Below are 13,580 nucleotides of genomic sequence, written 5' to 3'. Positions count from 1 at the left end.
GACACGGCCTGGATCAACAAGCCCGCCGAAGCTCAAGAAGACGAGCCGAAACTAGCCGCCTAAACTCACGCTGGCCTCATTCACCTTGACAAATTCCGACTCCCTGCCCGATTCCCTGTCCCCCACCGGTGATGAGTGCGACTTTTCCGTTTTCTGTGCGTGCCATTGTGGTGCGTCCTATCTTCTACGTTCGTGAGTGTGGGTCGAGCGAGGCTGGTGGAGCGGGGGTACCCGCTTCAGGCCAGGATGGTCCACGGATTCTCGATGAGGCGGGTGAGTGTCTGCAGGAACTGAGCGGCCAAGGCCCCGTCAATGATCCGATGATCCGCGGAGAGGGTGTACGTCATACGGTGGCGGGGCAGGATCTCCTCCCCCACGACAACGGCCTCGAGGGACATTCCGCCGACGGCGAGGATCGCCCCTTCGGGCGGGTTGATGATGGCGGTGAACTGGTCGACGCCGAACATGCCGAGGTTGCTGATCGTGAAGGTTCCACCCGACATCTGCGCCGGCGTGAGCTTCTTGGTATTGGCTAGTGCCACCAAGGCTTTGGCCTCGGTGCCGAGTTGGCTGACCGTCTTCTGGTCCGCATCCTCGATCACCGGAACCACCAGTCCCACGGCTCCGGCGACGGCGACACCCACGTTGATGCGGTGGTGCACGAGCATCTCGCCGCTCGCGTCGTCGATGTACGAGGCGTTCACCAGCGGATGTTCTCGCAGCGCCAGCGCACTCGCGCGAATGAGCAAGTCGTTGATACTTACCTTTGGACGATTGGCCGCCACCAGCTGGACGTTGAGGTCGGTGCGCAGGAGCACGAGGTTCTCGGCATCCGCTGTTGCGGTCACGTAGAAGTGCGGGATGGTGCGGGCACTCTCGCCGAGACGGCGCGCGATGATGCGCCGCATGCTACTCAGCGCCACTGCCTCCGAGCCACGCTTGTCGTCTGCACCGGCAATGGCGCCTGACGTTGAGGCAGCGGGCGCCGGAACCGCGGCCGCAAGGCTGGCCCGGGCGACGACGGAGCCCTGCTCCTGGGCGAGTAGGCCCACGGTGTCAGCACGGATGATCCGACCGCCGGGGCCGGTACCGCGAACCTGGCTCAGGTCGAGGTGGTTCTCCCTGGCAAGCTTCCGCACGAGCGGGGAGGCAAACAAGCGGGCGCCGTCTTCGGCGACGGGCAAGGCCGGCGCCGCGGCATCCGTTGCCGGAGCAAGGTCAGCTGCGGGCGCAGCGGCAATTGGAACCGCGCCAACAGAAGCCACGGCCGGCTCGGGCACGAGGGTCGCCCTACCGTCGTCCAGCAGCGCGATGGGGGCGCCGATCAGAACCTGCTCCCCCTCGGACACCAGCTGCTTCGAGAGGGTGCCGGCGTCATAGGCCTCGTAATCCATCGTGGCCTTGTCGGTCTCGATTTCCACGAGAATGTCGCCCACCTCGACCCTGTCGCCGGGCTGCTTGTGCCACACCGCGATCGCACCTTCGGTCATGGTGTCAGACAGGCGCGGCATTGTGATCTCAATCATGACTTGTTCTCCATCGGGTTGCGGCGGCGGCCGACGGCGTCGAGTGTCTGCCGGATGGCGCCGATGACGTCGTCCGCCGACGGCAACGCGGCAGTCTCCAGTGGTTTTGAGTACGGCATCGGCACCTCGGCCATGGCAACGCGACGAACCGGTGCGTCCAGGTAGTCGAAGGCACCGTCGGAGATCGTCGCGGCGATTTCGGCGCCAATCCCATAGGTAAGCCAGTCGTCCTCGAGAATGACGGCAGCGTGTGTCTTCTTCACGGACTCCACCACGGTCCCGCGGTCGAGGGGGCGCAGGCTCCGCAGATCGATAACCTCGATGTCGAGGCCGTCGGACTCGGCGAGCTGCTCGGCTACCTGGGCCGCCACGTAGGCCATCCGCGAGTAGCCGATCAGCGTGATGTCGCGGCCGCGCCGGGTGATGGCGGCCTTGCCGATCTCGGCTGGGACATCGTCGTCGGGAACCTCGCCCTTGGTGTTGTACAGCGAGAGGTTCTCGAGGAAGAGAACCGGATCGTCGTCACGGATCGCCGCGAGCATCATGGCCTTAGCGTCGGCGGGGGTGCTGGGGGCCAGGACCTTCATGCCGGGCACGAAAGCGTAGAACAGTTCAATGTTCTGCGAGTGCGTGGCGCCGAGCTGTTGGCCGCCGCCGCCCGGGGTGCGGATGACGAGGGGCACGCGGGCCTGCCCGCCGAACATGCCGTAGATCTTGGCGGCGTGGTTCACGATCTGGTCGAGAGCGAGAAGGCTGAAATTGATTGTCATGATCTCCACGACCGGGCGAAGCCCCAGCATCGCGGCACCGATGGCAGCTCCGGTGAAGCCTTCTTCGGCGATCGCGGTGTCGCGCACCCGCTTCTCGCCGAATTCGTCGAGCATGCCCGCGGTGATCTTGTAGGCGCCGTCGAAGAGGCCGATTTCCTCGCCCATCAAGAAGACATCGGGATCGCGGTGCATCTCGGAGCGCAGAGTATCGTGCAGTGCCTGCCGATAGGTCATGATGCTCATCGGGTGGCCTCGTGCTCGGGGTACGGAGCCGGCTCGAAGAGGGGTTGCCCGGGCAACCTGTGCGAGTCGTTTGCCACGGGTGTGGCGTAGGTGTAGTCGAACAGGGTGGCCACGTCGGGGAACGGGCTCGCCTCCGCGAAGACCGCGGCGGCCGTGGCTTGCGCGATGGCACCATCGTTGATGGCTGCGATCTCCTGCTCCGTGAGCAGACCCGTCTCGAAGAGGTGGGCGGCGAAGGTGACCACAGGGTCACGCTCCTTGGTCAGCGCGATCTCCTCGGCGCCCCGGTACTTGCCGGGGTCGACCACGGAGTGCCCGCGCAGCCGTTCGGTCATCACCTCGAGCAGGAACGGCCTTCCGCCGCGCGCGACTGCCGCGGCCCGCTGGGCTGCCTCGAACACGGCGACGGGATCAAGCCCGTCGACCCGTTCTGACGCCATCCGGTAAGAGGAAGCCCGCTTGTACAGTTCGGGCTCCGCCGAGGACTTGTCCACTGTTGTTGCCATTCCGAGCCGGTTGTTGATGACGACGTAGACGATGGGCAGGTTCCAGAGCGCCGCGATATTGAGCGACTCGTGAAAGGCGCCGATGTTCGTCGTTCCGTCACCCATTGTGCACATGACGATCTCATCCACACCGCGGTAGTCGATGGCGAGGGCCGCACCGGTAGCCAATGGGATCTGGCCGCCAACAATTCCGTAACCGCCCAGCATCCGTTTTTCGAGGTCGAACATGTGCATCGAGCCACCCCAGCCCTTGGAGACACCGTCTGAGCGGCCGAAGAGCTCGGCCATCACCCGGTTGGGGTCGATGCCCCGCGTCAGCGCGTAGCCATGTTCGCGGTAGTTGGTGAAGAGGTAGTCCGTGGGCCGCAGGGCCGCCATAAGGCCGACGACGGCGGCTTCTTCGCCGAGGTTGAGGTGACAATAGCCGCCGATCAACGCCTGGGTGTACGCCCGAGCGGCCCGTTCTTCAAACCGGCGGATGAAGACCATCTGTCGATAGAAGTCGGTCGCACGTTTCGCGCCGGCGGTGTCGCTCGGGGCCGTCTGATGCATCACAACAGTGGGGTTGGCGTTCTGGTGCGTGCCGGGCTTCGGGGGTGCCACGGCAGTTCGCTGTCGAGTAGACATGTCTGAACTCCTTTTCGGCCTTCGTGAGGTCGCGGTTGAGGAGTCGAATCGAATTAATGATACGACGTCGTATCATTCTACAACGACGAGTAGCGTGGATGTACAGCGTTACCCACAATCCGAAGGGCACCCCGTGCAACCCGCGAACCTAGAGCCGCTCGAACGAAAGCGTGGCCGCCCCACCGAGGCCGGTCGCATCGAGCGGCAGGAGCAGATTCTCGACGCCGCCCTGGCGAACTTTCTCGAATACGGCTTCGGCAACGCCACGGTGGACCGCATCGCCGCCGACGCGCGGGTAACCAAGCGCACCATATACAATTATTTCGGCAACAAGGACGGTGTTTTCACCGAGATGCAGGGCCGCCTCGCCGAGACCGTCAGTGGCGACAGCCAGAACCGGGACACCCTGGAATCCCTGGCCGCCCGGATCGTCTTCCGCCTGCACTCCGCCCAGATGATCGGCCTGCACAGGCTCGTGATCGCCGAGTCATTGCGCTTTCCCGATCTGGCCCGCACGCTGCACGACAACGGCGACATGCGCCACGTCGCCCGACTCGCCGAGCACATCAACGCCGAACGCGGACAGGGTGCCACCAACCGTGCCGAGGCGCTCTACGCGCTGCTGCTGGGCGAAGATTACCGCCGACGGCTGCTTGGGCTGCTCGAGCCGATCACGGCGGGGGCTGCCGCGGACTACGCCCATGCGGCCTTGGCCCACCTCGGACTCACCGACGTGCCGGAAAGGTAGACCGTGAACATCCGGATCAAGCGCATCTACGACAACGTGGCCGACGGCGACGGATGCCGGGTACTGGTCGACCGGCTCTGGCCGCGGGGCGTCTCCAAGGAGCGGGCCCGACTCGATGCCTGGCTCAAGCAGGTGGCCCCGTCTCCGGAACTGCGTACCTGGTGGAATCACGATCCCGAGCGACTGGACGACTTCGCCATTCGTTATCGCGCCGAACTCGACGGCGACCCGGCGACAATGCGGGCCGTGACCGAACTGCGCGAGCTCGTAGCACAGGCCGCCGGACCCACCACCCTGCTCTATGGCGCTAGAGACCCCGCGGTCAATCACGCGCTAATTTTGGCCGCTTACTTGGGTAACAATTAAATAATTTCTTTCATTTTAATTTGCGGTTCCCGGGCGTGGGAGCGAATCCCGGCCGTAGGGTGGCGTCATGACGTACAGCGTGCCGCAACACCGCAACCTCCTCACCGCACTGCCCGGACCTCGGTCCCTCGCCCTGCATGAACGCCGAACCCAGAGCGTGTCAGCCGGCGCCGGCACCCTGGCCGCCATCTACATGGACCACGGATCAGGCGCGATCCTGGTGGACGTGGACGGGAACCAGCTCATCGATCTGGGCTCGGGTATCGGCGTCACCTCTTTCGGCCACGCATTGCCTGAGGTGGCCGCGGCCACCGCCGCGCAGGCCGCCAAGCTCACGCACACCCTCTTCACCGTCACCCCGTACGAGAACTACGTTCGGGTGGCCGAGAAGCTCAATGCGATCACCCCGGGCGGCTTCGAGAAGCGCTCAATCCTGGTGAACACCGGTGCCGAAGCGGTGGAGAACGCGGTGAAGATCGCCCGCAAGTTCACCGGTCGCCGCGCGATCGTGGTGCTCGACCATGCCTTCCACGGCCGGACCAACCTCACCATGGCGATGACGTACCGACCGTGGCCGGAGCGTGCCGGAATGGGGCCGTTCCCCGGAGAGATCTACAGCGCCCCGGTGAGCTTCCCCTACCGTGACGGCCTGTCCGGACCCGAGGCCGCCGAACGCACCATCGACTACATCGTCACGCACATCGGCGCGAGCGAGGTGGCCGCCTTCGTCGTCGAGCCGATCCAGGGCGACGGCGGCATCAATATCCCCGCCCCCGGCTACTTCCAGCGAATGAGCGAGTTCTGCACCGAACACGGCATCGTCTTCATCGCCGACGAGATCCAGGCCGGCCTCGGCCGCACCGGCACCTGGTTCTCGATCGAGCATCACGGTGTCGTACCGGACCTGATCACCACGGCCAAGGCCATCGCCGGCGGCTTTCCGCTCGCGGCGGTCACCGGCCGCGCCGAGATCATGGATTCGGTGCAGCCCGGCGGCATCGGCGGAACCTTCGGCGGCAACCCGGTGTCCACCGCGGCGGCCCTGGCAGTTTTCGACCTGATCGAACGTGACGACCTGATCGCACGCGCCCGGGAGGTCGAACGGATGTTGTGGGCCCGCATCGGCCACTGGCCCAGCAGCTACGACGTGGTCGGCGACGTGCGCGGCCAGGGCGCCATGTTCGGCGTCGAGCTCGTCGTTCCGGGCACGACCACCCCCAACCCGGCGGCGCTGCGGGCGATCATCGACCACGCCACCAGCCACGGCGTCATCGTGCTGGACGCCGGCTCGTGGGATTCGGTGCTCCGCTTACTGCCCTCGGTGGTGATCAGCGCCGAACTCATCGACGACGCGGCCACCGTGATCGAGGAGACCCTTGCCACCTTATCGACGGCGGTACCCAAATGACCTACGTAATCGGCTCCCCCTGCATCGACGTGAAGGACCGGGCGTGCGTGGACGAATGCCCCGTCGACTGCATCTACGAGGGCAAGCGCACCCTCTACATCCAGCCGGATGAGTGCATCGACTGCGGCGCCTGCGAACCGGTCTGCCCGGTCGAGGCCATCTACTACGAAGCCGACCTACCCGACGGGGAACAACCGTACCTCCGCGACAACGAGAGGTTCTTCGCCGAGATTCTCGAAGAGCGGGAAGCCCCGGTGGGATCACCGGGTGGCGCCTCGAAGATCCCCGTCATTGGCGTGGACACCAGGTTCGTCAAGACCCACCCCGCGGCCTAACCCACCCAAGGCGGATGGGCGCGCCGCGCTGTGCCGTTCATGCCGACGCAAGAGGCGCATGGCGTTGACAATCACGATCAGCACAGACGCCTCGTGCACGAGCATTCCGATAGACATCGATGCCCGCGAGGGTTACCCAATGCCGACACGTCATGGGCTTGAAGCCGAGTTCCTCGGCGGCGAGGCGGATGCTTCCGAGCCGTTCGAACGCGGCGAAGAATGACGCCTTCTCGTCGTCGGTGAACGTTCGGGCTGGTGGTCGTTTTGTCTGTTCGGAAACCATGGTCGCAACTCCTGAAAAGTGCCGGGTGTTGCAACGACCGATAGAACCCAAGCAGTTCTACTGGCCGTCAGCGGGCAGTTCCGTGGCCGCCTATGGGCAGCTTGTCATGGCCGCCGACAGATGACAGCGCAACGCGACAACCCGGCACTCCGTCGGAACTGCGGCGTCATCGTCGACACGCAGATTGCAGCTGGAACCAGCCGCGTGCTGCTCACAACGGATTGGCGAGCAGGATCAACGCACTCCGCGTGAAGTACGAGGCTGCGCGCGCTTCGGAGGTCCGGTCCTAGACCCGAACGCCCCGTCTGGAAGCACCCAGATACTTCTGTGCGACGTGCAATCACTCGAAGTCGAACATCTCCAGGGTCTCTCCCAGCGACGCAAGCTTGGTGGCAATCCGCAGGTCATGGTTGACCGTCAAAATCGCCTCGAATGGCGTCTGCTCTGTGTGGACCAATGTGATTTTCGTCTCGTCTCCCTCCCTCGCGGCGCCGACCATCCTCCACATATCTCGCGGACGGCCCCAGATGAAAGCGGACATAGGGAACACCAGGCACAGCGCGGGTGGAACCCGGCGAGCGTCACGAAAAAACCGTTCTACCTCCTTGTGTCCGATCGTCAGTGTGTAGACGCCGTCGGCCGTTCGACGCTCAACAACATCATCGTCTGGGCGGGTGACGGTCCATTCGTCGTCTACCGGTGTCGCATCTATCGAACTCAGCGTTGAGGCCCCGAGGCGTGTGGTGCGCAGTGTTGACCGTATCCGTGGGTGGTGGTCCCAATCGGCCAGGATGCTGATGGCGTCCAACAATGCAACGGTGTCAGATGGCAATAAGGGTGCCCTTCGTTCGGTAGCGACAACGCAGATTGCGGCCTGGTGCAGAGTTTATTACCTCTTGTCAGCATTTTCGCTGCCTGATAGCTTGCGGAACAGCCTCGAAGGTGAGGACCTCAACGTACCGTGAACGGGACCCGAGGTCCATCGACCGGCTCCCCGACGGTGATCCCCTCCCAGACCGTACCCGCGCACTGGGGTCGCGGAACTTCCCGACCGGGTCGCGGCGGCATCGATCGTAACCCGCCTCACCAACAACGCCCAAGACGGTTACTGGGAGTGACACCCAGCGGGCCGGGCACCCAGCCCGGGTCGCTACTACCTCGCTAGAACCGTGCTACCAACTACGCGGACTGCCGCTACCATCAAGCACTCCTCGCCACTACCGCTCCCGCACTCCTGCTGTTCTCGTGGCGGCCATGCCGAGGTAAGCTTTGGCCGCTGTCCTCGTGCACGGCCGCTCGCCTTCCCGCGGGCGCGCCGCGACGAAGGCTCCAATGGTGCGTTCTGAGATACGTGCCCGCTCGATCTCTGCCACGGCAGCGAAAACGCTGAAGGCCAGTTCCCCGGACACCGTAGTGGTGTCGGTCGCCGCCCCCTCCCCAGCGAGGCCCTGAGGCCCGATCCCCCGTTCGGTGAGTCCGTGGAGGGTCGTGACGAGGTGGCGCAGGTCGTGGCCTAGTCGGAGGGGTTGGCCTGGCGCTGGGGGTGGTCATCGAGCTCGAGGGCGACCGCGCGGGTTAGAGCGTCCTCGGCGGGAAGCGCAGCCTGCTCGGCGGGCGAGAGGTCGTAACGGGAGACAGCGATCGGCTGGGTGGTGCCGGCGAGTGCGTACCGGACGACGGACTCGTTTTTGTCAGCGACTAGGAGCATCCCAACCGTGGGCTGGTGCTGCGGCTTCCGCAGCCGATCCTCAACGAGGGCGACGTAGAAGCCGAGTTGGCCGGCGTCGCGCGGGTCGAATTTCGTGGTCTTCAGTTCAATGACCACATACCGGAGTTGGTCGACGTGGAAAAACAGCAGATCGGCGAAAAAGTCATCGCCGTCGACGTCGAAGTGGACCTGGCGTCCCACGAACGCGAACCCGGGGCCAAGCTCGCGGAGTGTGTCGATGATGCGCTCGACGAGCCGGTCCTCCAGCTCTCGCTCGGCGGCGTCACCGTCGATCGCGAGGAACTCGAGCGTGAACGGATCCTTAGTGATCTGCTGAGCGAGCTCAGAATCACGGCGTTCAAGAGCGTGCAGGAAGTTGGACGGAGCTGTGCCTTCGCGCAGGTGCAGGGGGGTGGTGATCTGGTGAGCCAACACCGGACGGCTCCAACCCTGCGCGATGTCCTTGGCGCTGTACCACTCGCGTAGTTCGGGATCGTCGAGCTTGTCAAGCAGCTCGATGACGTGGCCCCAGGGCAATTCACCAACGGGTCGTTGGCGAATTGAATCGTGTTCGGGCCACGCCTCGGCGAACCGGCGCATGTACCTGAGGTTGGCTGGCGAGAACCCCTTCGCGGTCGGGAACTCTGCACGCAGATCCGCAGAAAGCTGGACAAGAACCTTGCTGCCCCACGCGGCCGTCTTCTGTCGCTCGATAATCGCCGCTCCGATCTGCCAATAGAGCCTGAGCAGTTCGGTGTTCACCCGGCGCTGGGCTATGTAGCGCGCCTCATGCACAAGCCGCTTGATGCTCTCAAGCGTGGCAGCGTAGTCGGACGGGACGAGGGAACTCATTCCTCAACGCTAATGGAGGTCGGCCGGCCCTGCCCGCAGCGGACAGCCGGGGCTCAGGGTTTGGCCAAGTGCCGGTAGATCGTGGGCCGAGTGACTCCAAACTCCCCGGCGATGTGCTGGACAGTGTGGGCCCGCTTGCCGTCGGCGTCCTTCTCCTCATACATCTCACGGACCAGCCTGACCTGACGCGGACCGAGCTTGGGCTTCTGCCCGCCGGTCCGTCCCCGGGCACGGGCCGCGGCCAGCCCATCGCGGGTGCGTTCAGACATCAGCGCATGTTCAAACTCCGCAATCGAGCCAAGGATCTGGAAAAACATCCGCCCGGTGATACTGGACGTATCGATGCCCTGATCCAAGACCACCAAATCAACGCCGCGCTCCTGGAGGGTGTTCGACAAATCGATGAGGTTCTCCAACGACCGGCCGAGCCGGTCGAGTTTCGTCACGACGAGCTGATCGCCGGCCCGGGTCGCCGAGAGTAGAGCCCTGTCAAGTTCAGGCCGGCGGGCGAGTGTTCCCGAAGCCGTGTCAGGAATATCCGATCACAACCAGCCGCGGTCAAGGCATCGTGTTGGGCCTCAGGGTGCTGATCCCGGGTAGAGACCCGACCATATCCAATTCGCATACCAGCAACGTATCATCAACCCGGTAACGCGTTACATAGACGCGTACACGCCAAGCATTACTAATACCGCCCGATGTTCCCGCGACTTGCTGAACCCGTCCGAGCGTGTCTCGCGAACGATCGTCTACGGACAGAAGTCATTGGGCCATCGTGCTCGCACCCAAGACAGAACCGGAGCCATTTGATATGTCCCGCAGAGGCTCATGGCTCCCACGATTTACTGCGGGGGAACCCTCAACGCATGAACTGTGTTTGAGGGTCCCCAACGAATCGGTGATCCATGCAGAAGAGTCAGTTTTGGCCGCCGCTGACCAGGAGTTGCGCACCGCTCACCCAGCGGGAGAGTGGGCCGATGAAGAACTCGACAGCGTCTGAGACGTCGTCGACCGACCCCATTCTTCCGAGCGGGCTGGCGTTTTGCACCAGCGTACGGAGCTCATCGTTGTCGGCTCCGGCCGAGAAGTAGCCGGCACCATCCGTTGCACTGGCAAGGATGGTGTTGACCGTCACTTCTCTTTCACCGATTTCTTGTGCGAGGACTCCCACGAGGTAATTCCCGACAAGCTTGCTTGAGGCGTAGAGGCCGAAACCGGCGACGGGACGGCTGGTGGATCCTGAGCCGATCAGCACAATAGAGCCGCCTCTGTTCACGGTGCGCGCCGCGTGCTGCAACGTGAAGAAGGCACCCTTTGCGTTGACGCCGAACATGCGGTCGTAATCCGCTTCTGTGACATCGACGATTGGCCCGCCGGTCTCGTCGATTCCGGCGTTCGCGACGACGATGTCAATACCTCCGAACCGCGATCGAGCCGCGTCGAAAAGTGCCTCAATCTGACCCGGATCGGAAACGTCGGCCTGAACAGCCACCGCATCGGAGCCGGCCGCAATGATGGCGGCAACCGTCTCGGCCGCGCCCTGCGCACCGTGTGCGTAGTTCACCACGACCTGCGCTCCCCGAGCCCCGAGCCGGATCGCTATCGCCCGTCCGATGCCACGACTTGAACCGGTAACGACAGCGACCTTCCCTGTGAGATCAGTGATAGTCATGTGAGGTTTTCCGCTTAGGCGCCGGCGCCGCCGTCGACAGGCACGATGGCGCCCGTCACGGCCGAGGCACGGTCACTGAGAAGGAATCCGGCGACTTCCGCGACTTCCAGCGCGGTCGCCATCCTGCCGATGGGGCTGGCAGCATTATTGGCATCGATAATGCCCGGGGTCTTCTTCTCCCACTCGTCCATCATCTCGGTCGCAGTGCCGCCGGGCGTGATCCCATTGACACGGATTCCCTCACCCGCCCAGGTGACGGCGGCCGTCTCGGTAATGCTGTTCAGGGCGCGCTTCATCGCCGCATAAGCGGGCAGCGGAGGTACGGCCCGTCGGCTGCCGATGCTGGAGGTGTTCACGATCGCCCCACCACCGGACTTCCGCATGAGAGCCGCCTCGGCGACCATCGCGACCCAGTGGGAACGGAAGTTGACGGAGAACTGCTCATCGATGTCGTCGTCGGAGGTGGTGTCGAGGGGGCCGACGTTCTGTTGGTTTACCCCGCCATTGTTGAACGCTCCGTCGAGGCGCCCGTGGAGCTCCTCGACCCGGCCGACGGCAGCACGGATGCTGGCACGGTCAGAGAGGTCCATGGCGACGCGGTCGGCGGTGCCACCCGTGGTGCGGATCTGGGCGACGAGAGAGTCGAGTGCTGTCGTGTTGCGGGCAGCGAGGACGACAGCTGCGCCCTCGGAGGCGAAGAGATGGGCTGCGGCGGCACCGATACCGCGGCTGGCTCCGGTAATAAAAATGACTTTGCCGGTCAGCAGGCCGACCGGGATGGACTCGTTGGTGTTTGTCATATCGACAGCGTCTGCCCGTGACGGATCCGGATCCAGGCACAGACGGTACTACGCTCCGCACGCCTCTGGCACGCACACTTGGGGTATGGACAAAAGCGAACTGGGCGCGTTTCTTCGCAGTCGCCGCGAGCGACTCCGCCCGGAAGACGTCGGCCTGCCCTCGGGCGCACGCCGGCGAACGCCCGGTCTTCGGCGGGAGGAGATCGCCGTCCGCGCGCATATCTCGACCGAGTACTACGTCCGCCTCGAGCAAGGCCGTGCACCTCGCCCGTCAGCCGAGGTCCTGGCAGGCATCGCAGGCGCACTTCGCCTCACGGACGCGGAATCCGACCACCTGCACCTCCTTGCTGGCACCACGCCCGCCCCGTCGGGGCTGCACCGCCGTGACGTGCGCCCCAGCGTCCTCGGAGTTCTCGAACGCTTACCGCTCACGGCAGGGATCGTCCTTTCCGCAGCGTTCGAGGTGCTCGCATGGAACGACCTCGCGGCAGCCCTGATGGAAGACTTCGCTCTCGTCGAGCCCCACGATCGCAACCTCGCGCGCAAAGCCTTCCTCGCCGGCGGGCAACCTCCACCCGCGATCTACGGAATCAGCGACGACGTCGAGTTCCGAGAGGGTGTTGTGACGCAACTGCGGAGCGCTCAGGCGCGCTACCCTTCCGACCCTGTCATTGCCGACCTCATCCGGGAGTTGCGGGAAGGGAGCGCGGAATTCTCCCGGCTGTGGGAGCGGCACGACGTCCAGATCCCGCCGCCCCTCAAGAAGACGTTTCGGGCGACGCCCGTCGGCGACATCACCGTCGACTGCGACTCGCTCGCCGTCACAGACCGGGACCAGCATCTAATCCTCTACACCGCGCCCATAGGATCCGGCGATGCCGAGAACCTCGCCCTCCTCAGTGTCATCGGAACAGAGCCCCTCGTCAGCCACCGAGACTCCTGACCAAAGTACCGGCTGCCCTCTGGCCGCGCTCAAGACATTTATCTCTGCGATAAAGACGCCACGAAACGCTGCGGTTCACAACGCCACTCTGACTCTGACGGAGTACCTGCCGTTCGGGGTGGCAATGACGGAGTGGGGGCGTTCCGGGTGCTTGGCGTGGATGCTCTGAAGAGTGGCCCGCTGTTTTCGTTCAGTGCGCTGTTGTACCAGCGCACGTCGGGAGAGGCAAACGAAGAGCGCCTCAAACATGCCTGTGGCGACGCCTNAAGAAAGCCGACGTCGAAGAAGGCGTCAGGCCCGGTGTGATCGAGAAGGAATCCACCGAGCTCCGGGATGCCAAGAAGCGCATCCGGCTGCTCGAGCAGGAAGCCGAGGTCATGCGCCGGGCCGTGGCCTATCTCTCCCGGGACGTCAACCCAAAATGATGTACCCGCTGGTCCGTGAATTGGCCGTCGACGGTGTTCCCGTCACGGTGACCTGCCGGGTGTTGCGCTTCTCCAAACAAGCGTTCTACCAGTGGAAGCGCGACCCAGTCTCCCAGCGCGACTGGGACAACGCCCACCTCACCAACGCGGTCTGGGACGCTCACCGGGACGACCCTGCGTTCGGCTACCGGTTCATCGCCGACGAGCTCCACAAGTCGGGCCTCAGCGTCGGCGAGAACCGGGTCTGGCGGCTGTGCTCGCAGCAGCGGCTCTGGTCCGTGTTCGCGAAGAAACGCGGCCTCACGCGCAAGGCCGGCCCGCCCGTCCACGACGACCTCGTCAAACGGAAATTCACCGCGACACGCCCG

14 protein-coding genes and 3 pseudogenes are annotated in these 13,580 nt (G+C 64.4%); 6 read left to right on the top strand and 11 right to left on the bottom strand.

The genetic code is table 11. The features are described 5' to 3' along the window. Positions 1-236: 236 nt before the first annotated feature. From E3O39_RS17795 to pdhA, 3 genes are read right to left on the bottom strand one after another with little or no spacing between them, the layout of a single operon-like run. Positions 237-1,526, bottom strand: coding sequence for a dihydrolipoamide acetyltransferase family protein (locus tag E3O39_RS17795; protein WP_134449293.1), 1,290 nt, complete (start codon positions 1,524-1,526; stop codon positions 237-239). Continuing rightward, positions 1,523-2,539, bottom strand: coding sequence for an alpha-ketoacid dehydrogenase subunit beta (locus E3O39_RS17790; protein WP_134449292.1), 1,017 nt, complete (start codon positions 2,537-2,539; stop codon positions 1,523-1,525). The genes E3O39_RS17795 and E3O39_RS17790 overlap by 4 nt, the downstream gene beginning before the upstream one ends. After that, the gene (gene pdhA, locus E3O39_RS17785; RefSeq protein ID WP_134449291.1) at positions 2,536-3,672 is read right to left on the bottom strand and encodes a pyruvate dehydrogenase (acetyl-transferring) E1 component subunit alpha; all 1,137 of its coding nucleotides are present in this window, start codon (positions 3,670-3,672) and stop codon (positions 2,536-2,538) included. Before pdhA ends, E3O39_RS17790 begins: the two co-directional genes overlap by 4 nt. A gap of 133 nt (positions 3,673-3,805) precedes the next feature. Here pdhA and E3O39_RS17780 point away from each other — a divergent pair, with 133 nt between their 5' ends. The 4 genes from E3O39_RS17780 (at position 3,806) to fdxA (ending at position 6,529) form a co-directional block, all read left to right on the top strand. After that, a complete protein-coding gene (locus E3O39_RS17780; RefSeq protein WP_166787376.1) occupies positions 3,806-4,420 on the top strand; it encodes a TetR/AcrR family transcriptional regulator in 615 nt (204 codons plus the stop codon). 3 nt (positions 4,421-4,423) lie between these two features. Beyond that, entirely contained in the window at positions 4,424-4,786 is a 363-nt protein-coding gene (locus tag E3O39_RS17775; protein ID WP_134449289.1) for a DUF488 domain-containing protein, read from the top strand. Between the two features lie 67 nt (positions 4,787-4,853). After that, positions 4,854-6,194: an aminotransferase class III-fold pyridoxal phosphate-dependent enzyme gene (locus tag E3O39_RS17770; protein ID WP_134449288.1), complete on the top strand. Its 1,341-nt coding sequence runs from the start codon at positions 4,854-4,856 to the stop codon at positions 6,192-6,194. After that, positions 6,191-6,529 carry a ferredoxin gene (fdxA, locus tag E3O39_RS17765; RefSeq protein WP_134449287.1) on the top strand — a complete coding sequence of 113 codons (339 nt, stop codon included), beginning with the start codon at positions 6,191-6,193 and terminating at the stop codon, positions 6,527-6,529. Before E3O39_RS17770 ends, fdxA begins: the two co-directional genes overlap by 4 nt. Here fdxA and E3O39_RS19620 read toward each other — a convergent pair. From E3O39_RS19620 to E3O39_RS17730, 8 genes and pseudogenes are all read right to left on the bottom strand, one after another. Further along, positions 6,455-6,649: pseudogene (locus E3O39_RS19620) on the bottom strand (hypothetical protein); the annotation flags it as partial. The gene fdxA and the pseudogene E3O39_RS19620 sit on opposite strands and share 75 nt — an antisense overlap. Beyond that, positions 6,567-6,812: a hypothetical protein gene (locus E3O39_RS17760; RefSeq protein ID WP_134449286.1), complete on the bottom strand. Its 246-nt coding sequence runs from the start codon at positions 6,810-6,812 to the stop codon at positions 6,567-6,569. The pseudogene E3O39_RS19620 and the gene E3O39_RS17760, both read right to left, overlap by 83 nt. Before the next feature lie 340 nt (positions 6,813-7,152). After that, the gene (locus E3O39_RS17755; protein WP_134449285.1) at positions 7,153-7,620 is read right to left on the bottom strand and encodes a hypothetical protein; all 468 of its coding nucleotides are present in this window, start codon (positions 7,618-7,620) and stop codon (positions 7,153-7,155) included. 409 nt (positions 7,621-8,029) lie between these two features. Next, a complete protein-coding gene (locus E3O39_RS19935) occupies positions 8,030-8,272 on the bottom strand; it encodes a recombinase family protein (RefSeq protein WP_241975522.1) in 243 nt (80 codons plus the stop codon). 53 nt (positions 8,273-8,325) lie between these two features. Then, entirely contained in the window at positions 8,326-9,372 is a 1,047-nt protein-coding gene (locus E3O39_RS17745; protein WP_134449284.1) for a YhcG family protein, read from the bottom strand. A 53-nt stretch (positions 9,373-9,425) separates the two neighbouring features. Beyond that, positions 9,426-9,997 (bottom strand): annotated as a pseudogene (locus E3O39_RS17740) (recombinase family protein). 291 nt (positions 9,998-10,288) lie between these two features. Beyond that, positions 10,289-11,044 carry an SDR family oxidoreductase gene (locus E3O39_RS17735; RefSeq protein WP_198413473.1) on the bottom strand — a complete coding sequence of 252 codons (756 nt, stop codon included), beginning with the start codon at positions 11,042-11,044 and terminating at the stop codon, positions 10,289-10,291. 14 nt (positions 11,045-11,058) lie between these two features. Next, the gene (locus tag E3O39_RS17730) at positions 11,059-11,844 is read right to left on the bottom strand and encodes an SDR family NAD(P)-dependent oxidoreductase (protein WP_134449283.1); all 786 of its coding nucleotides are present in this window, start codon (positions 11,842-11,844) and stop codon (positions 11,059-11,061) included. 85 nt (positions 11,845-11,929) lie between these two features. Between E3O39_RS17730 and E3O39_RS17725 the strand changes: the two genes are divergently transcribed. Together E3O39_RS17725 and E3O39_RS17720 are read left to right on the top strand one after the other, a co-directional pair. After that, entirely contained in the window at positions 11,930-12,787 is an 858-nt protein-coding gene (locus E3O39_RS17725; protein WP_134449282.1) for a helix-turn-helix transcriptional regulator, read from the top strand. A 314-nt stretch (positions 12,788-13,101) separates the two neighbouring features. After that, a pseudogene (locus E3O39_RS17720) lies at positions 13,102-13,580 on the top strand (IS3 family transposase); the annotation flags it as partial.

Source organism: Cryobacterium sp. MDB2-A-1 (assembly GCF_004402675.1).
Lineage (GTDB): Bacteria > Actinomycetota > Actinomycetes > Actinomycetales > Microbacteriaceae > Cryobacterium > Cryobacterium glucosi.
This window is presented reverse-complemented; position numbering and strand designations above follow the sequence as displayed.

What these genes read in the sequence shown, in the direction of transcription:
- E3O39_RS17735 (WP_198413473.1), bottom strand. Translation starts at nt 11,044, where the DNA reads ATGACTATCACTGATCTCACAGGGAAGGTCGCTGTCGTTACCGGTTCA.
- E3O39_RS17745 (WP_134449284.1), bottom strand. Translation starts at nt 9,372, where the DNA reads ATGAGTTCCCTCGTCCCGTCCGACTACGCTGCCACGCTTGAGAGCATC.
- E3O39_RS17760 (WP_134449286.1), bottom strand. Translation starts at nt 6,812, where the DNA reads ATGGTTTCCGAACAGACAAAACGACCACCAGCCCGAACGTTCACCGAC.
- E3O39_RS17795 (WP_134449293.1), bottom strand. Translation starts at nt 1,526, where the DNA reads ATGATTGAGATCACAATGCCGCGCCTGTCTGACACCATGACCGAAGGT.
- pdhA (WP_134449291.1), bottom strand. Translation starts at nt 3,672, where the DNA reads ATGTCTACTCGACAGCGAACTGCCGTGGCACCCCCGAAGCCCGGCACG.
- E3O39_RS17730 (WP_134449283.1), bottom strand. Translation starts at nt 11,844, where the DNA reads ATGACAAACACCAACGAGTCCATCCCGGTCGGCCTGCTGACCGGCAAA.
- fdxA (WP_134449287.1), top strand. Translation starts at nt 6,191, where the DNA reads ATGACCTACGTAATCGGCTCCCCCTGCATCGACGTGAAGGACCGGGCG.
- E3O39_RS17725 (WP_134449282.1), top strand. Translation starts at nt 11,930, where the DNA reads ATGGACAAAAGCGAACTGGGCGCGTTTCTTCGCAGTCGCCGCGAGCGA.
- E3O39_RS17790 (WP_134449292.1), bottom strand. Translation starts at nt 2,539, where the DNA reads ATGAGCATCATGACCTATCGGCAGGCACTGCACGATACTCTGCGCTCC.
- E3O39_RS17770 (WP_134449288.1), top strand. Translation starts at nt 4,854, where the DNA reads ATGACGTACAGCGTGCCGCAACACCGCAACCTCCTCACCGCACTGCCC.